Consider the following 20,547-nt stretch of genomic DNA (forward strand, 5'->3'; position numbering starts at 1 on the left):
CGTCCCCCGGGCCGGGCGCTCCCCTACGGCGTGCAGACCTTCGTCAGTTCGCCGGCCGCGTCGGTGACCCCCGAGACGTCGGGGGTGGCGTCGCCCTTGTCGACGGCTTCGCGGACGTTGTCGACGGCCTTGTCGAGGTCGTCGACGGCCTTGTTGACGTCGGCGTTGTCCGTCTTGTCGCCGATCTTGTCGAGGTTCTTGCCGATGTCGTCGAGTGCCCTGTCCGCCTCGGCCGGGTTGTCACCGGCGTTCTCGACGGCCGTCTGAAGGTCGGTGACGCTGTCGGCGATCGTGTCGGCGGTCTGGACGCAGTCGAGCGCCTTCTCGACGGCGTCGCAGCCGACGAGGCCGGCGCCGGCCGGAATGACGATCAGGGCTGTGGCGACGGCGGTGGCGATACGTCGGTGGCGCGCGGCCATGGTTCGGTCCCTCCCCGGGGTGTGGCCGGGCGCGCGGCTTTTCCCGCGCGCCCGTACTCGTAACAACGCCCGGCAGGGGGTTGTTGGTTGCCTGCGTGACCTACGTCGCTAGCGCGTCGCCTCCAGCGCCTCGCGCTGGAACGCGGCGAGGTCCTCGCAGCCGCCGACCGCGAGGTCGAGGAGCGCGTTGAGCTCCTTGCGGGCGAAGGGCTCGGCCTCGGCGGTGCCCTGGACCTCGACGAAGCGGCCGTCGCCGGTGCAGACGACGTTCATGTCGGTGTCGGCCTTCACGTCCTCCTCGTAGCAGAGGTCGAGGAGCGGTACGCCGCCGACGATGCCGACGGAGACGGCGCTGACGGTGTCGGTGAGGGGCTTGCGGCCGGCCTTGACGATCTTCTTGCCCTGGGCCCAGGCGACGGCGTCGGCCAGTGCCACGTACGCGCCGGTGATGGCGGCGGTGCGGGTGCCGCCGTCGGCCTGGAGGACGTCGCAGTCGAGGACGATGGTGTTCTCGCCGAGGGCCTTGTAGTCGATGACGGCGCGCAGCGAGCGGCCGATGAGGCGGGAGATCTCGTGGGTGCGGCCGCCGATCTTGCCGCGGACGGACTCGCGGTCGCCGCGGGTGTTGGTGGAGCGGGGAAGCATGGAGTACTCGGCGGTGACCCAGCCCTCGCCGCTGCCCTTGCGCCAGCGCGGGACGCCTTCGGTGACGGAGGCGGTGCAGAAGACCTTGGTGTCGCCGAAGGAGATGAGGACGGAGCCCTCGGCGTGCTTGCTCCAGCCGCGCTCGATGGTGATGGGGCGGAGCTGTTCGGGGGTGCGGCCGTCGATTCGAGACATGGGAGGAGCCTAGCCGCAGGGCGGCATGCGCGAGGGCCCCGTCCGGCTGTCCGGACGGGGCCCTCGCGGTGGGTTCAGGAACTCACATCATGTCTTCGATGTCCGCGGCGATCGGGTCCGCGTCGGTGCCGATGACGACCTGGATCGCGGTGCCCATCTTGACGACGCCGTGGGCGCCGGCGGCCTTCAGGGCGGCGTCGTCCACCAGGTCGGGGTCCTTGACCTCGGTGCGCAGACGCGTGATGCAGCCCTCGACCTCTTCGATGTTGTCGATGCCGCCGAGCCCGGCAACGATCTTCTCAGCCTTGCTGGCCATGTGTTTCTCCCTGTGTTTCTCGCGGCCGGGGGACCGCTTTGTCACGGTAACGCACGGTTGGACCATCTTCGCGGGCGGTGGGGTCAGTCGTGCCCAATGATGACGATCAAGGTGCCGGCCCTGGCCGGGCGGCGCTCCCGCACGTTCCGCAACTGGTCTACACCAGTTTCCAACGACCGCCAAACCTGGCTTGTTCCGGGAGGGACGCCGATGAGTTCCCCAGCCGCGACGGTGCCGCAGAAGAAGTGGTGGAACGGCCTGTTCCAAGGCCTTCAGAAGATGGGCCGCAGTCTCCAGCTGCCCATCGCGGTGCTGCCCGCCGCCGGCATCCTGAACCGCCTCGGACAGCCCGACGTGTTCGGCGACGACGGCCTCGGCTGGACCAACGTCGCCAAGGTCTTCGCGGCGGCGGGCGGTTCGCTGCTCGACTCCACGCTCGGCCTGCCGCTGCTCTTCTGCATCGGCGTCGCCATCGGCATGGCGAAGAAGGCGGACGGCTCCACGGCCCTCGCGGCGGTCGCGGGGTTCCTCGTCTACTACGGGGTGCTGCGCGCCTTCCCCGACGACTGCCCGCAGGACACCGTGTTCGGCGGCGCGGGCATGTGGAGCGGGGTGTGCGTGGCGGAGGACGGGACGGTCGCGCAGGCCGCGTACCAGAATCCGGGGGTGTTCGGCGGCATCGTGATGGGCCTGCTCGCCGCCTGGTTCTGGCAGCGCTACCACCGCGTGAAGCTGGTCGACTGGCTCGGCTTCTTCAACGGCCGCCGCCTCGTGCCGATCATCATGGCCTTCGTCGGCCTGATCTTCGCCGGCCTCTGCGTCTGGATCTGGCCGCCCATCGGCGACGCCCTGACCAGCTTCTCCAAGTGGCTCGTCGACCTCGGCTGGCTGGGCTCGGGCATCTTCGGCGTCGCCAACCGCGCGCTGCTCACGGTGGGGCTGCACCAGTTCCTCAACACGTTCGTCTGGTTCCAGTTCGGCGACTACACGAAGCCGGACGGCACGATGGTGCACGGCGACATCAACCGCTTCCTGGCGGGCGACCCGACGGCGGGCCAGTTCACCTCGGGCTTCTTCCCGATCATGATGTTCGCGCTGCCCGCGGCGGCTCTCGCGATCACGCACTGCGCGCGCCCCGAGCGGCGCAAGGTGGTCGGCGGCCTGATGCTCTCGGTCGGCCTGACCTCGTTCGTCACGGGCATCACCGAGCCGATCGAGTACTCGTTCCTCTTCATCGCGCCGGTGCTGTACGCGATCCACGCGGTGCTCACCGGCGTCTCGATGGCGGTGACGTGGGGGCTCGGGGTCAAGGACGGCTTCAGCTTCTCGGCGGGCCTGATCGACTACGTCATCAACTGGAGCCTGGCGACGAAGCCCTGGCTGATCATTCCGATCGGCCTCTGCTTCGCCGTCGTGTACTACGCGCTGTTCCGCTTCGTCATCACGAAGTTCGATCTGCATACGCCCGGACGCGAACCGGAGGAAGAGGCGGAGGCCCAGGACCGGGAGCAGACCAAGGCGTAACTCCCCGCCGGGCGCCTTTCGTCGGGCGATATCCGGATATGGCCCAGCTAACAGGAATCGCAGGTTCCTTACGCCACCTTCACCGTGCTACAACAGGTCTACACCACTAATGGTGTAGACCACGCGGCCGTATCTCGCCGCGTCCCCCGGAGACGCCGCCGTCCCCCACTTCCATGTCCCCAGGCGGCGCCTTGCCCACTGGAGGAAGTTGTGTCCACGGCCAGTTCCGCTCCCGCGGCCGAGAAGAAGAAGGGCGCCGGCGTGATGGCTGTCATGCAGCGCATCGGCCGCAGCCTCATGCTGCCGGTCGCCGTGCTGCCCGCAGGCGCCCTGCTCGTCCGCCTCGGCAACACCGACATGCTGGGCCGGGACTCCTTCCCGACCTTCATCACCAAGATCGCCTCCTTCATGGCCGCGGGCGGCAACGCGATCCTCGACAACATGGCGCTGCTCTTCGCCGTCGGCATCGCGATCGGCTTCGCCAAGAAGTCCGACGGCTCGACGGCGCTGGCCGCCGTCACCGGCTACCTGGTCTTCAAGAACGTGCTCGCCACGTTCACCGACCCGAACCTCGACAAGATCGCCAAGGTCGTCGACGGCAAGATCGTCATGACCGAGGCACCCGTGGACGCCAAGGTCCTCGGCGGTGTCGTCATGGGCATCGTGGTGGCCCTGCTCTACCAGAAGTTCTACCGGACCAAGCTGCCCGACTGGGCGGGCTTCTTCGGCGGCCGCCGCCTCGTCCCGATCCTCTCCGCCTTCGCGGGCCTGGTCCTCGGCATCGTCTTCGGCTACATCTGGCCGGTCCTCGGCACGGGCCTGCACAACTTCGGTGAGTGGCTGGTCGGTTCGGGCGCCGTCGGCGCGGGCATCTTCGGTGTCGCCAACCGTGCGCTGATCCCGGTCGGCATGCACCACCTGCTGAACTCCTTCCCGTGGTTCCAGGCGGGCTCGTACGAGGGCAAGAGCGGCGACATCAACCGCTTCCTCGCCGGTGACCCGACCGCCGGACAGTTCATGACCGGCTTCTTCCCGATCATGATGTTCGCCCTCCCGGCGGCCTGCCTCGCGATCGTCCACTGCGCCCGCCCCGAGCGCCGCAAGGTCGTCGGCGGCATGATGTTCTCGCTCGCGCTCACCGCCTTCGTGACCGGTGTGACCGAGCCGATCGAGTTCACCTTCATGTTCATCGCCCCGGTCCTGTACGCGATCCACGCGGTCCTCACCGGTGTCTCCATGGCGCTGACCTGGTCGCTCGGCATGAAGGACGGCTTCGGCTTCTCGGCCGGCGCGGTCGACTTCTTCCTGAACCTCGGCATCGCGAAGAACCCGTGGGGCCTGGCCCTGGTCGGCCTCTGCTTCGCGGCGGTCTACTACGTCGTCTTCCGCTTCGCGATCACCAAGTTCAACCTGCCGACGCCGGGCCGCGAGTCCGACGAGGAGCTCGCCGAGCTCCAGAAGGCCGAGGCGAAGTAGCCTCCGCCGCACCGGCCCGCACGACAGAGCCCCGCACCCGTCCTCGCGACGGGTGCGGGGCTCTTCCGCTGTCGTCAGATCTCGTACGTCGCGCCGGGCGCCGCAAGGGCGGTGGGACCCTCGTACACCGCGCGCGCGTCGGCGAGGTTGACCTGCGGGTCCGTCCACGGCGGGATGTGGGTGAGCAGCAACCTTCCTGCACCGGCGCGTCGCGCGGACTCGCCCGCCTCGCGGCCGTTCAGGTGGAGGTCGGGGATGTCCTCCTTGCCGTGCGTGAAGGCCGCCTCGCACAGGAACAGGTCGGTGCCCGTGGCGAGTTCGTCCAGGGACTCGCAGGGCCCGGTGTCCCCGGAGTACGTGAGGGACTTCCCGGCGTGCTCGACCCGGATGGCGTACGCCTCGACCGGATGGCACATCTTCTCGGTGCGCACCGAGAACGGGCCGATCTCGAACGAGGCCGGCTTGACCGTGTGGAAGTCGAAGACCTCGCTCATCGAGGAGGCGGAGGGCGTGTCGGCGTACGCGGTGGTCAGGCGCTGTTCGGTGCCTTCGGGGCCGAAGACCGGGATGGGGGCGCAGCGGCCGCCCTCGTGCCGGTAGTAGCGGGCCACGAAGTACGCGCACATGTCGATGCAGTGATCGGCGTGCAGATGGCTGAGGAAGACCGCGTCCAGGTCGTACAGACCGATGTGGCGTTGCAGCTCGCCGAGGGCGCCGTTGCCCATGTCGAGCAGCAACCGGAAGCCGTCGGCCTCGACGAGGTAGCTCGAGCAGGCCGACTCCGCGGACGGAAACGACCCCGAGCAGCCGACGACGGTGAGCTTCATGAAGCTGGAACCTCCGCGCTGGCAGGAGAGCTGGGGAGTGTGCGGTGGATCGAGCGTAAGGCGCAAAAGCCCTGGTCGCTCCTCCGTCGCGGGCCGTTGTGGGGGAACTCACCTGCGCTGTCACCGGTTCGGGGGGCTTGTGGGGCCGGGGTGAAGCGGCGGGCGGTGCGGGATCGCCACCGGTACCGTCGTGCGTATGGACACGTCGTGGTGGCTCGCGCTGGCAGCCGTGGTGGTGCTCGCGTTCGTCGTCACGCTGGTGGACGGCTGGGGTCGCGGACCGCGCAAGCGGAGCAGCCGCCCGGCGGGGCGGACGCGGCCGCCGCGGGGGCCCCGGCAGCGGCTGCCCGCGCCGCGCCCCGCGGAGATCTGGTGGGCTCGGGTGCCGTACGAGGACGGGCCTGGCGGCAAGGACCGGCCGTGCCTGGTGCTGTCCGTGCGCGGGCGGCGCGCCCGGGTCGCGAAGATCACCAGCAAGTACCACGAGGAGCGGGCGGGCGTGATCCCGCTGCCGCCGGGGTCGGTGGGCGATGCCCACGGGCGGCCCAGTTTCCTGGAGACCGATGAGCTGCGGGACGTGCCGCTCGCGGAGTTCCGGCGGCGGGCCGGGGTGGTGGACCCGGTGTTGTGGGACCAGGTCCGATATCTGGCGGGATAGCGCGAACGCCGGACGGGCTGGGATTCCAGCCCGTCCGGCGTTTGAGGACGAACTCGGCGAAGCCGGTGATGAACGGTTCCCGGGGCGGTCAGAGCCCTACGCCCAGAGCTGGCCCTGAAGCGTCTCGATCGCCGCCTCCGTGGTCGGGGCGGTGTAGACGCCCGTCGACAGGTACTTCCAGCCGCCGTCGGCGACGACGAAGACGATGTCGGCGGGCTCGCCCGCCGCCACCGCCTTCTTGCCGACGCCGATCGCCGCGTGCAGCGCGGCGCCGGTGGAGACGCCCGCGAAGATGCCCTCCTGCTGGAGGAGCTCCCGGGTGCGGGTCACCGCGTCGGCCGAGCCGACGGAGAAGCGGGTGGTGAGGACGGAGGCGTCGTACAGCTCGGGGACGAAGCCCTCGTCGAGGTTGCGCAGGCCGTAGACCAGGTCGTCGTAGCGCGGCTCGGCGGCGACGATCTTGATGCCGGGCTTCTGCTCCCGCAGGTACCGGCCGACGCCCATGAGGGTGCCGGTGGTGCCGAGGCCCGCCACGAAGTGCGTGACGGAGGGCAGGTCGGTGAGGATCTCCGGGCCCGTCGTCGCGTAGTGGGCGCCGGCGTTGTCGGGGTTGCCGTACTGGTAGAGCATGACCCAGTCCGGGTTCTTCGCCGCGAGCTCCTTGGCGACCCGGACCGCCGTGTTGGAGCCTCCGGCCGCCGGGGACGAGCGGATCTCGGCGCCCCACATGGTGAGCAGGTCGCGCCGCTCCTGCGAGGTGTTCTCCGGCATGACGCACACGATGCGGTAGCCCTTGAGCTTGGCCGCCATGGCGAGCGAGATGCCGGTGTTGCCGGAGGTCGGCTCCAGGATCGTGCAGCCGGGCGTCAACCGGCCGTCCTTCTCGGCCTGTTCGACCATGTGCAGCGCGGGCCGGTCCTTGATGGAGCCGGTCGGGTTGCGGTCCTCCAGCTTGGCCCAGATACGGACGTCGTCCGAGGGGCTGAGCCGCGGCAGGCGGACGAGCGGCGTGTTGCCGACCGCGGCGAGCGGGGAGTCGTAGCGAGGCATCCGGGATCGGGCCTAGACCATGCCGCCGGCGACGGCCGGCAGGATCGTGACGTTGTCGCCGTCGGAGAGCTTCGTGGAGATGCCGTCGAGGAAGCGGACGTCCTCGTCGTTCAGGTACACGTTCACGAAGCGGCGCAGCTTGCCGTCGTCGACGATGCGGTCGGCGATGCCCGCGTGGCGCGAGTCGAGGTCGCTGAAGAGCTCGGCGAGGGTGTCCCCGCTGCCCTGCACGGCCTTCTCGCCGTCGGTGTAGGTGCGGAGGATGGTCGGGATGCGGACCTCGATGGCCATGGCTGTGGGCTCCTGTCGGGGGTCGAGAAAGTGCGGGTGGCGGGCGCGCGGCGGCGCTGTGCTTGCGGGGTGGTGCGTGGCGTACGCGGGGTGCGCCCGGGTACGGGGTGCGGCGCCGCGGCCCACGGCCGGGCGGCGGATCGGTTCAGCGGGAACAGATCGCGCTGGCGAGGCGGCACAGGTCGACGTGCAGCCGCGCCACGAGCAGCAGGGGTGCGCTCGGCGTCTCTTCGCTCACGTCATGGGGAACCATGCGGTCATCGTATCGATTCCCGGTCCGGATCCCGGAATGTGATCTCACCTGCTGGACGGAATCCGTTCAGGATGCGGGCGGCGGCAGATAGACGACGCTCGGGGCGCCGGTCAGCGGATGCGTGCTGACCTCGGCCGTCACGCCGTACACGGTGGCGAGCAGCTCGGCGGTGAGGACCTCCTTGGGCGCCCCGGAGGCGACGAGGCGGCCGCCGTCGAGGACGTAGAGGCGGTCGCAGTAGTACGCGGCGAGGTTCAGGTCGTGCAGGGCCAGCAGGTTCGTCGTGCCCAAGTTCCGCACGAAGGAGAGGATTTCGAGCTGGTAGCGGATGTCGAGGTGGTTGGTGGGCTCGTCGAGGACGACGAGGGTGGGCTGCTGCACCAGGGCGCGGGCCACCAGGGCGCGCTGGCGCTCGCCGCCGGAGAGGGAGGGGAACGCGCGGTCGGCCAGCTCCTCGACGCCGACACGGGCCAGCGCCTCGGTGACGAGGGCCTCGTCGGCCGCCGTGTCCGCCTCCCAGAACCGTTTGTGCGGGGAGCGGCCCATCGCGACCACCTGCCGGACGGTCAGCTCGAAGGCCGCCTGCCCGTCCTGCGGCACGGTGGCCAGGCGCCGGGCGCGGGCCTTCGGGGTCATCGTGTGCAGGTCGTCGCCGTCGAGGAGGGCGTGGCCCGCGGTGGGGCGCAGCGTGCCGTACACGCAGCGGAGCAGCGTCGTCTTGCCGCTGCCGTTGGGGCCGACGACGCCGACGGTCTCGCCGGGGGCGGCGGTGAGGTCGACGGCGTCGACGAGGAGCCTGCCGTCGGTCTCGTACGACAGGGCCCGGGTGCGCAGCTCGCCGGTCATGCCGGGACTCCTTCGGTACGCCGCCGCAGCAGCCACAGGAAGAACGGGCCGCCGGTGAGAGCGGTGAGCACGCCGACGGGGATGTCCTGCGGCGCGGCGACGGTGCGGGCGGCGAGGTCGGCGGCGACCAGGAACACCGCGCCCATCAGCGCGACCACGGGGAGCAGCGCGCGGTGGGCGGCGCCGACCAGCATGCGGGCGGCGTGCGGCACCATGAGGCCGACGAAGCCGATGGCCCCGCTGTACGCGACGAGGACGCCGGTCAGGAGCGAGGCGAGGACGAAGACGCCGGCGCGGAAGCGGGCGGCGTGCAGGCCGAGGACGGTGGCGCCCTCCTCCCCGGCGAGGAGCAGGTCGAGGGGCCGGGCCATGGAGACCAGGAGGGCCGTGCCGACGGCGAGGGTGGCGCAGGGCAGGGCGAGCATGTCCCAGCGGGCGCTGCCGAGGCCGCCCAGCGTCCAGTAGAGGACTTCCTTGAGGTGGTCCGCGCTGTCGGCGGTGACGAGGATGAGGCTGGTCAGCGCGGTGAGGATGTAGGAGACGGCGACGCCCGCGAGGATCAGGCGCCCGGTGGCGAAGCTGCCGCCGCCGCGGGCCAGGGCGTAGACGAGGACGAGGGAGAGCAGCGCGCCCGCGAAGGAGGCGGCCGGGATCGTGACGGTGGTCGACAGGCTCGCGCCGAGGCCGAAGACGCCGCCGAGCACGATCGCGCAGACCGCGCCGACGGAGGCGCCGGAGGAGACGCCGAGCAGGAAGGGGTCGGCGAGGGGGTTGCGGACGAGGGCTTGCAGGACGGTGCCGATGACGGCGAGCCCGGCTCCCACGGTCGCCCCCAGGATGACCCTGGGGAGTCTCACGTCCAGCACGATCGTTCGGAACGGTGAGGGTTCCGCTCTGCCCATCAGGATGTCCACGACCTGGGCCGGTGGGATGTGGACGGAGCCCAGGGCGAGCCCGGCGATGATCGCTACCGCGAGGGCTGCGGTGAGGACCGCGCAGACCGCCGAGCGCCGCCCCCGTGAGTTCCGTCGATCGCCCTTCGGGCTCGTCCTCAAACGCCGGACGGGCTGGGACACCCGCCCGTCGGGCTGAATCTGCTGCTGCGCGCTCACAGCTGGGCCGCCAGCTTCCTCACCGCCTCGGGTGCTCGTACTCCGGTGACCATGTCGGAGAGCCGCAGGACCGCGAAGCGCTTGTTCTTGACGGCCGGGACGTCCTTGAGGACCGGGTCGTCCAGGAGGCGCTTCTTCTTCTGGGCGACGGTGGTGGCGCCGTAGTCGAGGATCAGGATGGCCTCGGGCCTGCGCTCGACGACCGACTCCCAGGAGGCGTCGCTGAAGGACTTGTCGACGTGGGCGAAGATGTTGCGGCCGCCGGCCCGCTCGATGATGTCGTTGCCGATGCCGCGGCCGCCCGCGGTGAACGCGGTCTTGTCGCCGCTGTCGTAGACGAAGACGGAGAGCGGCTTCCCGTCCTTGGCCTCGGTCCTGGTCTTGTTCTTCTCGGCGGTGGCGGCCAGTTCGCGCTGGGCGCTCTTCACCCACCGGTCGGCGCGGGCCCGCACGCCGAAGGTGGCGCCGACCTCGCGGACCTCGCGGTAGACGTCGTCCATGGAGACGGGCTTCTTGGCGCAGCCCTCTACGTTGAGGCGGCTCTTGATGCCGGACTTGGCCAGTGCCGAGCGGCTGCGGCCGTCGCCCGCGAGGAAGGCGCTGGCGTAACCGCCGTAGACGAAGTCGGGGTTGGCGGAGAGCAGCTTCTCGTAGGAGGGGTACTCCTTGGCGAGCACCGGGAGAGAGTTGTACGCCTTCTCATACTTCGGGAGGACCTTGTCGTCGAGGTAGGCGGTGCCGGCGATGTGGTCCTTCAGGCCGAGTTCCAGCATCACTTCGGTGGTGTGCTGGTTCATGGTGACGGCGCGCTTCGGCGGTGCGTCGTACGTGGTCTTCACGCCGCAGTTGGTGACGGTGTACGGGAATCCGGCGGCCTTGGCGGCGGGCTTGCCCGAGTCGTCGCCATCGGATGCGGCGGAGCATGCGGCGAGCGGGGCCAGCAGGGCCGCGGCGGTGAGCACGCGAAGGGCGCGGGACATGGCTGAACTGCCTCCTCCAGGGGATTTCCGCGTCCCCTGCGTCGTGTGGAGGAGGGCGGCAGGTCAGTTCCTGACTCCCCCGCCCCGGTGCGGGGTGGGGTCACAGTGGCGGGACCGTGCCGGGTTCGCACCGGCTTCCTGGGTCCTGCCGCCCTCGTGAGTAAAGCTCAGTATGCCTGTACGACCTTTACCTCTTCCTCGGTGACCTCGCCGTCCACGATCCGGTACGAGCGGAACTGGAAGGGGCCCGCGTCGTCGGTGTCCGCCGTGGAGACCAGGACGTAGTGGGCGCCGGGCTCGTTGGCGTACGTGATGTCGGTGCGCGAGGGGTAGGCCTCGGTCGCCGTGTGCGAGTGGTAGATGATCACCGGCTCCTCGTCGCGGTCGTCCAGCTCGCGGTAGAGCTTGAGCAGGTCGCCCGAGTCGAACTCGTAGAACGTGGGCGAGCGCGCGGCGTTGAGCATCGGGATGAACCGCTCGGGGCGGCCGGTGCCCGCCGGGCCCGCGACCATGCCGCACGCCTCGTCGGGGTGGTCCTGGCGCGCGTGCGCGACGATCTGGTCGTGGAGGGCCTGGGTGATGGTCAGCATGGCGCCAGGATAAGCAGAGGGGCCCACGCGTACCGAAGTGTGGTACGCGTGGGCCCGAATGCTGGACAGCGGCCTTGGGGAGCCGGTCAGTCCCGGCGGTCAGTCCTTGGAGAGGCGGTCGCCGGCCGGCTCCTCGGAGAGGCCGATCTTCCGCTTGTTGAAGGCCGCGGCCTGCGGGTTGCGGCTCTTGAGGACCAGGTAGGAGACGCCGAGGATGGCGGCCCAGACCGGAGCGGCGTACAGCGAGATCCGCGCGTCCTTGTCGACGCCCATCATCACGATGACCATGCCGATGAAGAGCAGGGCGAACCAGCTGGTGTACGGGGCGCCGGGGGCCCGGAAGGTGGACTGCGGCAGCTCGCCGCGGTCGGCCTTGCGGCGGTAGCGGATCTGGCAGGCCAGGATCATGATCCAGGCCCACATGCCGGAGATGGTGGCGAAGGAGACGACGTAGTTGAACGCCTCGCCCGGCCACTGGTAGTTGATCCAGACGCCGACCAGCATGAAGGCGGCGGAGGCCGTGGTGCCGACCAGCGGCAGGCCGTTCTTCGTGAGCTTGGTGAAGAACTTCGGGCCCTGGCCGTTGAGCGCGAGGTCGCGCAGCATGCGGCCGGTGGAGTACATGCCGGAGTTGCAGGAGGAGAGCGCGGCGGTGAGCACCACGAAGTTCACGATCGCGGCGCCGACGCCGAGGCCCATCTTCTCGAAGGCGGCGACGAACGGCGAGACGCCGGGCTGGAAGTGCGTCCACGGCACGACCGACAGGATCATGATGAGCGCGCCGACGTAGAAGACGGCGATGCGCCACGGCACGGTGTTGATGGCCTTGGGCAGGACGGTCTTCGGGTCCTTGGACTCGCCCGCGGTGACGCCGACGAGCTCGACGGCGAGGAAGGCGAACATCACGATCTGGAGCGTCATCAGCGTGGAGCCGATGCCGTTGGGGAAGAAGCCGCCCTGGTTCCACAGGTGGGCCACGGTCGCGGTGTCACCGGCGTCGGAGAAGCCGATGGTGAGGATGCCGATGCAGATCAGGATCATGCCGATGATGGCGGTGACCTTGACCATCGAGAACCAGAACTCCAGCTCGCCGAAGAGCTTCACGGAGATGAGGTTCGCGCCGTACAGGATGACCGTGAAGATGAGCGCGTACGCCCATTGCGGAACGGATCCATGGGTCCAGTACTGCATGTACTGGGCGGCCGCCGTCACTTCCGTGATGCCGGTGACGACCCAGAAGAGCCAGTACGTCCAGCCGGTCACGAATCCGAAGAACGGGCCCATGAACTCACGGGCGTACTCCGAGAAGGAGCCCGACACGGGGCGGTACATGAGGAGCTCGCCGAGCGCCCGCATGATGAAGAAGATGACGAGGCCCGCGATGGCGTACGCCAGGATGAGGCTGGGGCCGGCCTTGTGAATGGCCTTGCCCGCGCCGAGGAACAGGCCGGTGCCGATGGCACCGCCGATCGCGATCATCTGGATCTGCCGGGCTCCGAGCCCGCGCTGGTAGCCCTCGCCGGACGAGCCGTCCTGCGCGACACCGTTGCCGCCGTGCTCGTCGTGGTGCTCTTCGACCTGCACTGAGGTCATGGTGACGCCTTTCTCCATGCTGATCCGCGCCCGCACATCTGCGTTGTGGCTGCGGATCAGGTCCTGATCCCCCCGGATACGAATGGAGTGCTACCGGCGGTCTGCCGGCTGAAGCGCCCCCGGCGACATGGGTGGCGTCACCGAGTGGTCGTGAAGATTTATCACGGTGGCAACAGTGAGGGAATGCGACAGAATCAGCCAACTGTGGCGCAGGCCACAAGAAGAAGCGGACAAAACGCCCTCTGCGCCACAAAGGTGGGCAATGAAGTGACGCGATCGTTATCCGGATTTGAGCATCCGCTGAGCGAACGACCGCGCGGTGAACACAACCTGTCCACTACAACAAAATTCGCTGCCCTCTGCAACGACTACCGCCGGATTCAGTCCAGCAACGTCCCGACCAGCGTTTCCTGCAATCCGCCGAGCCAGAGATAGGCCATCACCATCGGCTTGCGGGGGTCCGAGTCCGGCAGCCGGTAGAGCAGGTCCGCGTCGTCCTCGTCGCTGACCTCCAGGCGCGTGCCGATCGCGAGGCGGAGGTCGTTGAGGGCGCCCAGCCAGTGCCGGGACTCCTCGACCGACAGTTTCAGGACAGCTCCGCCCTCGCCGGAGGCCGTCGTGGAGTCGAGCGAACGGATCACGACCAGGGCGTCGTCGCGCTTCTTGGCCCGCAGGTCGTTCTCCGTGAAACGGCGGAATTCCGCCGAGTACGCCCGCAGTTCGTCCGCGTCGCCCGCGCTGTCCTCACTGCCGGGGCCGCCGTACGCGTCGGGCAGCAGACGCCGCATCACCGGGTCGGCGGGCGGCTCGCTCGGCCCCTCGGCGAAGAGCTCCGCGAGCGGGTCGTCGGAGACCTCGCCGCCCGGCCCCGGACCGATCAGCTCCAGGAGCTGCACGGCGAGGGAGCGGATGATCGAGATCTCGACCTCGTCGAGCGCGACGGCGGCGCCGCCCCCTGGAATCGCTTCGAATTGTCCTGGCATCAGATGCGTCGCCACTTCCGGACCGCCGCTCGCGGTCCTGTCCGCTACTTCCGGTCCTGCTGAAGAGTGGCCCACAGCCCGTACCCGTGCATGGCCTGGACGTCGCGCTCCATCTCCTCGCGGGTGCCGGTGGAGACGACCGCGCGGCCCTTCTGGTGCACGTCCATCATCAGCTTCGTGGCCTTCTCCTTCGAGTACCCGAAGTACGTCTGGAACACGTACGTCACGTAGCTCATCAGGTTGACCGGGTCGTTGTGGACGAGCGTGATCCAGGGGACGTCCGGTTCGGGGACGACGAGCGCCTCTTCGTCCGATTCCGGACGGGTGATCTCTGCGGGAGCCGTACTCACATGGCCCATGCTGCCACCCCGGGAGGGCGCTCGCACAAATGGCCTCCAGTCCGGGCGTCGAAATCGTCAGAGTGACGAGATTGGGGGTAGCATCCGTCATATGAACACAGCGGACCTTGGGCTGCCGGTGGATGTTCCGTCGACGGCGCTCTTCACGGACCAGTACGAGCTGACGATGTTGCAGGCCGCGCTGCGGGCCGGTACCGGCGACCGGCGTTCGGTCTTCGAGGTCTTCACCCGCAGACTGCCCGAGGGACGGCGCTACGGCGTGGTGGCCGGCACCGGCCGCGTCCTGGACGCCGTCGAGAACTTCCGCTTCGACGCCGGCGTCCTCGGCTTCCTCCGCGAGCGGAACATCGTCGACGAGGCGACCCTCGAATGGCTCTCCGAGTACCGCTTCAGCGGCGACATCTGGGGCTACCCCGAGGGCGAGGTCTACTTCCCCGGCTCGCCGATCCTGCGGGTCGAGGGCTCCTTCGCGGAGTGCGTGCTCCTGGAGACGGTGATCCTCTCCATCCTCAACCACGACTCGGCCATCGCGGCCGCCGCCTCCCGCATGTCCTCGGCCGCGGGCGAGCGCCCGCTGATCGAGATGGGCGCCCGCCGCACCCACGAGCTGGCCGCCGTGGCCGCCGCCCGCGCCGCGTACGTCGGCGGCTTCGCGACCACCTCGGACCTGGCCGCAGGATTCCGCTACGGCATCCCGACCGTCGGCACCAGCGCCCACGCCTTCACCCTGCTGCACGACAACGAACGCGACGCCTTCCGCGCCCAGGTCGACTCCCTCGGCCGCGGCACGACCCTGCTCGTGGACACCTACGACGTGACCGAGGCCGTCAGAATGGCCGTCGAGGTCGCCGGGCCCGAGCTCGGCGCCGTCCGCATCGACTCCGGCGACCTGCTGCTCGTCGCGCACCGGGTGCGCCAGCAGCTGGACGAGCTCGGCGCGACGGACACGAAGATCGTCGTGACCTCCGACCTCGACGAGTACGCCATCGCCTCCCTCGCCGCGGCGCCCGTCGACGCGTACGGCGTGGGCACCCAGCTCGTCACCGGCTCCGGGCACCCCACCGCCTCGATGGTCTACAAACTGGTGGCCCGCGCGCACTCGGCGGACCCGAAGGCCCCCCTGGAGCCCGTGGCGAAGAAGTCGCTCGGCGCCAAGTCCTCCGTCGGCGGCCGCAAGTGGGCCGCGCGCCGGACCGACGAGCACGGCGTCGCCGAGGCCGAGGTCGTCGGCACCGGTGCGGTGCCGCCCGAGCTCGTCGACCGGCAGCTCCTGGTCGAGCTGGTCAAGGGCGGCCAGGTCGTGGCCCGCGAGCCGCTGGACGCGGTCCGCGACCGGCACGCCACCGCGCGCGCCGGGCTCCCCCTGTCGGCGACGCAGCTGTCCCGGGGCGAAGCGGTCATCCCGACCGAGTACGTGTGACCCGCGCGGCCGGGCCCGGGTGACCGGCACGGCCGGGCACGTGCGGTCCCGGCCCGGGTGCTTCGACCGCCCTCTCCCGCAACGCACCCGAAGTCTCTACGCTCGTAGTCTCCCAGCAGAAGGACACCCGCCATGCGCCGCGCACTGATCGTCGTAGACGTGCAGAACGACTTCTGCGAAGGCGGCAGCCTCGCGGTCGCCGGCGGGGCGGACGTGGCCGCCGGCATCACCGAGCTGATCGGCCAGGCCCCCGCGGGCTACCGCCACGTGGTGGCCACCCGTGACCACCACATCGATCCCGGCGCCCACTTCTCCGACCGTCCGGACTACGTCGACTCCTGGCCGCCGCACTGCGTGGCCGGCACGGAGGGCATCGGCTTCCACCCGAACTTCGCGCCCGCGGTCGCCTCCGGCGGCATCGACGCCGTCTTCGACAAGGGCGCCCACTCCGCGGCGTACAGCGGCTTCGAGGGCGTCGACGAGAACGGGCTGCCGCTGGCCGACTGGCTGCGGGAGCGGGGCATCACCGAGGTCGACGTGGTGGGCATCGCCACGGACCACTGCGTGCGGGCCACGGCGCTCGACGCGGTGCGCGCGGGCTTCCGCACGCACGTCCTGCTCGACCTCACGGCCGGGGTCGCCGAGGCCACGACGGAGCGGGCCCTCCAGGAGCTGCGGGACGCGGGCGTGGAGCTCACCGGCAAGCCGGTGCTTTGACCCCTGCCACGACAGCCCCTGCCACGGTGCGAAATGGGGTCATAGCGGAATTGGCCCACTGGCGCAGGCGAAAGGGCGAATTTCCCCCCTTCCCGTGCACTGTTCACCTTTCGGGCGTTTGAACGGGCGTGTCGTCGACGCATCCCGAACACGAGCCCCAAGAGGTGGGAATCATGCTGCGCCCTTCCGTGACCGGCCGTATCCGTTTCCGTGCCCGGCTGACGCTCGGTGCCGTGCTCACGGCCGTGGCGTGCACCTCGGCCGCGGCGGCTCCCGGGCCGCCCGTGTCTCCGGCGGGGTCCGGGGACGGACCCGGCGGCGACTTCCCGATGCGCATCGTCGCCTACGTGGCGAGCAGCGGTTCCGGGTCCGCCCCCTCGTACGACGTACGGCTCGAACGGCGCGTCACCAGCACACAGGTGGGCAACGGGCCGACCGGCGTGGGCGCGGCCCCGGACGGCTCCACCGTGTACGTGGCGAACGGCCTGTCCAGCACGGTCTCCTTCATCGAGACCACGCAGCACAAGGTGGTGGCGACCGTTCCGGTCGGTCCGTATCCGTTCTCGGCCGTACCGAGCCGTGACGGGAGGCGGGTCCTCACCGCGAACTGGGGCGGCGACACCGTGTCGGTCATCGACACCGCGACCCGCAGAGTCGTCGCGACCGTCCCCGTGGGGGAGCTCCCGCACAGCGTCACCACCCTGCCCGGCGGGGTCTCCTACGTCAGCAACAGCGGCTCCAACGACGTCACCGTGCTGTCCAGGGAGGATCGCGCGGTGGCCCGCATTCCGGTGGGTGACTTCCCCAGCGGCATCACCAGCACCGGCAAGGGGGACCGGGTCTACGTCGCCAACACGGGCGCGGGCTCCATCTCGGTCATCGACACCGCCACCCGCAAGGTGACCGCCACCTGGGCGGTCGGCAAGGGCCCGCTGGGCCTGGGGCTGAGCCCCGACGGGCTGCGCCTGTACGCCGCCGACTCCGCGGCCGACAGGCTCCTGGTCGTCGACACCTCGACCGGCCGGGTCCTGCATCAGGTGCCCGTCGGCAGGACGCCGCAGGGTCTCGCGGTCAGCCCGGGCGGCAACCGGGTCTGGGTCACCAACGAGGGCTCGGACTCCGTCTCGGTGGTCAGTCCGGCGACGTGGAAGGTGCGGGCGACCCTGCCGACCGGGGACCAGCCCGAGGGCATCGCCATCACTCCCAGGTGAGCGGGCGCCGCCTGCCGGCCCGGGGCGGGTCCTACGCGGCGGCGTGCCGCCCGAACAGGGCCCGTATCGGGTGCCACAGCTCGTTCACCGCGTCGGGCGCCGTGCGCCATATGAGGCCGTCCGGATGGTGCAGGACCGCCGTGACCTCGTCCGGGGTGGGCGGCTCGGCGTTGCCCCGGAGGTAGACCGCGCGCAGGCCGAGGTTCCGCAGCCGGGTCAGGGCCCTGGCGCGGTTCACGGCGTGCACGATCATGCGCACCGTGCCGCCGCCCGGCGCCGGGCTCGGCAGCGTCAGCGCCACCACCACGCTGCCGTTCGGCAGCTTGCAGAAACCTCCTGCGGACATGCTTGTCACACCCCCGTGAAACATCGCGTCAATAAGAGAACCACAGCACGCACCTAAACACGATCGGCCGCCGCCCGCTAGGGGGCGACGGCCGATCATGGCTTGACCTGCGAAGACGCTATTTACTTCGTCGAGGGGCCCACCTGGACCGTGATCGTCGAGCCGTCCTTGGGCTGCTTGACGATCTTGATCTGGGTGTTGGTGTCAGTGACCTTGACACTGCCGGTGGGGTTCGACGCGTACCAGTAGGTGCCCTTGCGGTCGTCGAAGACCGGGACGCCCTTCTGGGACTTGATCTTCAGCGCGACGTCCGCGTTGTGGAGCGTGAACTTGTCGGTCGCGTACTTGCTGAAGGGCGCGTCGAACGGCTGGATCTTGTTGCGCAGGAGCGAGCCGTCCTTCCACTTCAGCGGCTTGGCGTGGGCGTCGACCGGAAGGATCAGGCCCTGGCCGGGGTGCTGGCTGGTGTTGTTGTCCTTCTGCGAGGTGTCCCACTGCCAGACCATCAGGCCGGTCTGGTACGGGTAGTGCTCGACCCAGTCGGGACGGGACTGCGAGAAGCCGAAGTTGTACGGGCCGACCTTCAGGGTCTTGTCGTACGACACGTACTGGCGGTTCTCGGCGAGGTAGTACTGGTCGTACTTCTTCGTGAAGGACTCACCGATGCGGGAGAAGCCCTTCGCCGTCCAGCCGTTGTCGTCGCCCTCGGCGCCGTCCTCGAACAGCTTGGCGCCGTCCGCGGTGATGGTGAGCGCGTCGGCCGTGAAGCCCTTGCCGCCCGCGCCGCCGTCCGTGGCGTAGCGGAAGCGGACGTCGATCTTCTTGCCGGCGTAGGCGTCGAGCGGGAAGACCAGCTTCTTGTACGCGCCGGAGACGCCGGTCAGCGCGGGCTTGTCGCCGGCGTCACGGGTGATCGGCTTGCCGTCGGCGGTGCCGTCCACCGGCGTGTAGTTGGCGCCGCCGTCCGTGGAGACCTCGGTGTAGAGGTAGTCGTAGTTGGCCTCGATGTCCCACCAGCCGCTCAGCGACAGCTCGGCCTTGGACTTGCCGGTCAGGTCGACGGAGCGCGTGAGGGTGTTCTTGAGGTCGTCGCCCTGGTCGCTCCACCACTGCTTGGCGCCCTCGGCGGGCTTCACGACGGTGGTCTTGACGGCCTTCTTCGGCAGGTCGACGACGAGCGCCTGGCGGTGGCGGGTGTTGTACTCCGCGACGCCCAGCTTGTGCTCGGACGTCGTGGCCGCCTTGGCCTTGGCGTAGTCGAGCCAGCCCAGCTGGAACTTGTCCCAGGCGGTCATGTCGCCCGGCAGGTCGCCGATGGCGTCCTTGCCGGTGCCGAGCCAGGAGCCGGCCGACATCAGCGACCAGAAGCCGACCGAGTTCTCGCCCTTGCCCGTGGTGTCGTACAGGTCGGGCAGACCGAGGTCGTGGCCGTACTCGTGGGCGAAGACGCCGAGGCCGCCGTTCTCCGGCTGCATCGTGTAGTCGCCGACCCAGATGCCCGAGTCGCCGATCTGGGTGCCGCCGGCCTTGTTGTTGCCGGGGCCCGTGCGGCCCGCGTCGTTGCCGTACGCGTACCAGCGGTGCGCCCACAGGGCGTTCTCGCCCTCGGCGCCGCCGCCGGCCGACTCGTCCTCGCCCGCGTGGACGATCTGGAAGTGGTCGATGTAGCCGTCGGGCTCGTTGAAGTCGCCGTCGTTGTCGAAGTCGTAGCGGTCCCAGAGGTCGTACTTGGCCAGGTCCGCCTTGATCTGCGCGTCCGTGCGGCCCGCGGCCTTCTGGGCCTTCGTCCAGGCGGTCACGCCGTCCTTGACCGCGTCCCAGACGTTGGCGCAGTTGGTGTCGCCGCAGTAGTTCGAGCCGTAACGGGCCTCGTTGTAGTCGACCTTGACCCAGTCGGAGACCTCGCCGTCGACCGAGTAGCGGCCGGAGGAGGTCTTCTCGTAGTAGGTCTTCAGCGAGTGCTTGGTCTTGCCCTTGCTGTCCTTGCCCTCACCGAAGTAGAGGTCCTGGAAGTGCTTGCGGTTGTAGTCCTTCTGCCAGGCCGTGCTGTTGTCCTTCGCACGGTCCGGCTTGGCTATCTTGTTGTGCAGCGGGCCGGGCTTGCCGCCGTACTTCTTGACGGGCTGCTGAGGGCCCTCGGGGCCGTCCGGGTCGTACATGGTCGTGTCGTCGACCTTGTCCCCGAACTCCACCAGGATCGTGAAGATCTTGTCGGTCTTCTCCCGGCCCAGCTCGACGTACTTCTTGTCGTCGAGCTTGACGACCTTGGAGGCGCCGCGCTTCTGCACCTTGGCGTCGCCCTCGACGACCTGCTGCAAAGCGGCCTTGCGCTGCTGCGCCTGCTGCTTGCTGAACGGTCCGTCCAGGTCGTGGTCGACGTGCGCCTTGGGGTGCGCCGGGTCCTGCCGGTCGATGGCCGGCGCCCCGCCCGGGGCGCCGTCCTCGGCCGAGGCCGTCGCGGCCGTCGCCGCCGAGAACGTCGCGGCGGCCGCGGCCATCGCCACGGCCACCGCGGTGGCTCTGAACGTCCGTGTCCTGACTGTCACTTGATGTTGTCCTCCCCCGCGCCCGCGCGAAAATGGCGGACCGAAATTCCCGGTCGGAGGGGGTCCGCGCGCGATGTACGCGTCACAAGTGACGACATTCGACCGGAAGTGCGGGAGAAAAGACAGACCTTGACTTGGACAGGCCAAGTGCACTATGCAGACGCCGGGCTCCGGAATGCGGACGCGGGGC

The 20,547-nt window shown here is 69.7% G+C and carries 22 protein-coding genes and 1 riboswitch; of the genes, 6 read left to right on the forward strand and 16 right to left on the reverse strand.

Annotated features, from left to right (window positions below; all coding sequences use genetic code 11):
• Positions 1 to 23: 23 nt before the first annotated feature.
• From ACZ4Z4_RS03850 to ACZ4Z4_RS03860, 3 genes are all read right to left on the reverse strand, one after another.
• Positions 24 to 419, reverse strand: coding sequence for a hypothetical protein (locus ACZ4Z4_RS03850; protein WP_468321644.1), 396 nt, complete (start codon positions 417 to 419; stop codon positions 24 to 26).
• Positions 420 to 527: 108 nt separating this feature from the next.
• Positions 528 to 1,259, reverse strand: coding sequence for a ribonuclease PH (gene rph, locus ACZ4Z4_RS03855; RefSeq protein ID WP_468321646.1), 732 nt, complete (start codon positions 1,257 to 1,259; stop codon positions 528 to 530).
• 82 nt (positions 1,260 to 1,341) lie between these two features.
• Positions 1,342 to 1,641, reverse strand: a complete 300-nt coding sequence (locus tag ACZ4Z4_RS03860) for a PTS sugar transporter subunit IIB (RefSeq protein ID WP_468321649.1) — start codon at positions 1,639 to 1,641, stop codon at positions 1,342 to 1,344.
• Positions 1,642 to 1,785: 144 nt separating this feature from the next.
• Here ACZ4Z4_RS03860 and ACZ4Z4_RS03865 point away from each other — a divergent pair, with 144 nt between their 5' ends.
• Together ACZ4Z4_RS03865 and ACZ4Z4_RS03870 are read left to right on the forward strand one after the other, a co-directional pair.
• Positions 1,786 to 3,099, forward strand: a complete 1,314-nt coding sequence (locus tag ACZ4Z4_RS03865; protein WP_468321652.1) for a PTS transporter subunit EIIC — start codon at positions 1,786 to 1,788, stop codon at positions 3,097 to 3,099.
• Between the two features lie 210 nt (positions 3,100 to 3,309).
• Positions 3,310 to 4,575 (forward strand): PTS transporter subunit EIIC, encoded by a 1,266-nt coding sequence (locus tag ACZ4Z4_RS03870; protein WP_468321655.1) that lies wholly within the window; start codon positions 3,310 to 3,312, stop codon positions 4,573 to 4,575.
• A 74-nt stretch (positions 4,576 to 4,649) separates the two neighbouring features.
• Here ACZ4Z4_RS03870 and ACZ4Z4_RS03875 read toward each other — a convergent pair whose 3' ends face one another.
• Positions 4,650 to 5,402 carry an MBL fold metallo-hydrolase gene (locus tag ACZ4Z4_RS03875; protein ID WP_468321658.1) on the reverse strand — a complete coding sequence of 251 codons (753 nt, stop codon included), beginning with the start codon at positions 5,400 to 5,402 and terminating at the stop codon, positions 4,650 to 4,652.
• 196 nt (positions 5,403 to 5,598) lie between these two features.
• Here ACZ4Z4_RS03875 and ACZ4Z4_RS03880 point away from each other — a divergent pair, with 196 nt between their 5' ends.
• Positions 5,599 to 6,060 carry a type II toxin-antitoxin system PemK/MazF family toxin gene (locus ACZ4Z4_RS03880; RefSeq protein ID WP_468321660.1) on the forward strand — a complete coding sequence of 154 codons (462 nt, stop codon included), beginning with the start codon at positions 5,599 to 5,601 and terminating at the stop codon, positions 6,058 to 6,060.
• A gap of 96 nt (positions 6,061 to 6,156) precedes the next feature.
• On the opposite strand, the gene ACZ4Z4_RS03885 is transcribed toward ACZ4Z4_RS03880, so the two are convergent.
• From ACZ4Z4_RS03885 to clpS, 10 genes are all read right to left on the reverse strand, one after another.
• Positions 6,157 to 7,110 carry a PLP-dependent cysteine synthase family protein gene (locus tag ACZ4Z4_RS03885; protein ID WP_468321663.1) on the reverse strand — a complete coding sequence of 318 codons (954 nt, stop codon included), beginning with the start codon at positions 7,108 to 7,110 and terminating at the stop codon, positions 6,157 to 6,159.
• 12 nt (positions 7,111 to 7,122) lie between these two features.
• Positions 7,123 to 7,401 (reverse strand): MoaD/ThiS family protein, encoded by a 279-nt coding sequence (locus ACZ4Z4_RS03890; protein WP_365367026.1) that lies wholly within the window; start codon positions 7,399 to 7,401, stop codon positions 7,123 to 7,125.
• A gap of 145 nt (positions 7,402 to 7,546) precedes the next feature.
• On the reverse strand, positions 7,547 to 7,654 hold the full coding sequence (locus tag ACZ4Z4_RS03895) for a putative leader peptide (RefSeq protein ID WP_398298238.1): 108 nt from the start codon (positions 7,652 to 7,654) through the stop codon (positions 7,547 to 7,549).
• A gap of 66 nt (positions 7,655 to 7,720) precedes the next feature.
• A complete protein-coding gene (locus ACZ4Z4_RS03900; RefSeq protein ID WP_468321667.1) occupies positions 7,721 to 8,500 on the reverse strand; it encodes an ABC transporter ATP-binding protein in 780 nt (259 codons plus the stop codon).
• Positions 8,497 to 9,465, reverse strand: coding sequence for a FecCD family ABC transporter permease (locus ACZ4Z4_RS03905; protein WP_468322133.1), 969 nt, complete (start codon positions 9,463 to 9,465; stop codon positions 8,497 to 8,499). Before ACZ4Z4_RS03905 ends, ACZ4Z4_RS03900 begins: the two co-directional genes overlap by 4 nt.
• 143 nt (positions 9,466 to 9,608) lie before the next feature.
• Positions 9,609 to 10,592, reverse strand: coding sequence for an ABC transporter substrate-binding protein (locus tag ACZ4Z4_RS03910; protein ID WP_468321669.1), 984 nt, complete (start codon positions 10,590 to 10,592; stop codon positions 9,609 to 9,611).
• A 44-nt stretch (positions 10,593 to 10,636) separates the two neighbouring features.
• A riboswitch (cobalamin riboswitch) is annotated at positions 10,637 to 10,756 on the reverse strand.
• Between the two features lie 3 nt (positions 10,757 to 10,759).
• Positions 10,760 to 11,182 carry a M67 family metallopeptidase gene (locus tag ACZ4Z4_RS03915; RefSeq protein WP_468321672.1) on the reverse strand — a complete coding sequence of 141 codons (423 nt, stop codon included), beginning with the start codon at positions 11,180 to 11,182 and terminating at the stop codon, positions 10,760 to 10,762.
• A gap of 99 nt (positions 11,183 to 11,281) precedes the next feature.
• Positions 11,282 to 12,775, reverse strand: a complete 1,494-nt coding sequence (locus tag ACZ4Z4_RS03920) for an amino acid permease (protein WP_468321675.1) — start codon at positions 12,773 to 12,775, stop codon at positions 11,282 to 11,284.
• A 380-nt stretch (positions 12,776 to 13,155) separates the two neighbouring features.
• Entirely contained in the window at positions 13,156 to 13,758 is a 603-nt protein-coding gene (locus ACZ4Z4_RS03925) for a DUF2017 domain-containing protein (protein WP_468321677.1), read from the reverse strand.
• A gap of 44 nt (positions 13,759 to 13,802) precedes the next feature.
• A complete protein-coding gene (clpS, locus tag ACZ4Z4_RS03930) occupies positions 13,803 to 14,117 on the reverse strand; it encodes an ATP-dependent Clp protease adapter ClpS (protein ID WP_468321680.1) in 315 nt (104 codons plus the stop codon).
• Between the two features lie 91 nt (positions 14,118 to 14,208).
• Between clpS and ACZ4Z4_RS03935 the strand changes: the two genes are divergently transcribed.
• The 3 genes from ACZ4Z4_RS03935 to ACZ4Z4_RS03945 all read left to right on the forward strand — a co-directional run bounded on the left by ACZ4Z4_RS03935 (position 14,209) and on the right by ACZ4Z4_RS03945 (position 17,465).
• Positions 14,209 to 15,537, forward strand: a complete 1,329-nt coding sequence (locus ACZ4Z4_RS03935; RefSeq protein ID WP_468321682.1) for a nicotinate phosphoribosyltransferase — start codon at positions 14,209 to 14,211, stop codon at positions 15,535 to 15,537.
• A gap of 132 nt (positions 15,538 to 15,669) precedes the next feature.
• Positions 15,670 to 16,254 (forward strand): isochorismatase family protein, encoded by a 585-nt coding sequence (locus ACZ4Z4_RS03940; protein WP_468321685.1) that lies wholly within the window; start codon positions 15,670 to 15,672, stop codon positions 16,252 to 16,254.
• 173 nt (positions 16,255 to 16,427) lie between these two features.
• Positions 16,428 to 17,465: a YVTN family beta-propeller repeat protein gene (locus tag ACZ4Z4_RS03945; protein ID WP_468321688.1), complete on the forward strand. Its 1,038-nt coding sequence runs from the start codon at positions 16,428 to 16,430 to the stop codon at positions 17,463 to 17,465.
• Positions 17,466 to 17,496: 31 nt separating this feature from the next.
• Here the strand turns inward: ACZ4Z4_RS03945 and ACZ4Z4_RS03950 are convergent, their stop codons facing one another.
• Positions 17,497 to 17,811: a hypothetical protein gene (locus tag ACZ4Z4_RS03950; RefSeq protein ID WP_468321691.1), complete on the reverse strand. Its 315-nt coding sequence runs from the start codon at positions 17,809 to 17,811 to the stop codon at positions 17,497 to 17,499.
• Between the two features lie 122 nt (positions 17,812 to 17,933).
• Positions 17,934 to 20,309 carry an immune inhibitor A domain-containing protein gene (locus ACZ4Z4_RS03955; protein ID WP_468322136.1) on the reverse strand — a complete coding sequence of 792 codons (2,376 nt, stop codon included), beginning with the start codon at positions 20,307 to 20,309 and terminating at the stop codon, positions 17,934 to 17,936.
• Between the last annotated feature and the right edge of the window lie 238 nt (positions 20,310 to 20,547).

This window comes from Streptomyces sp. NPDC030245, assembly GCF_055572995.1.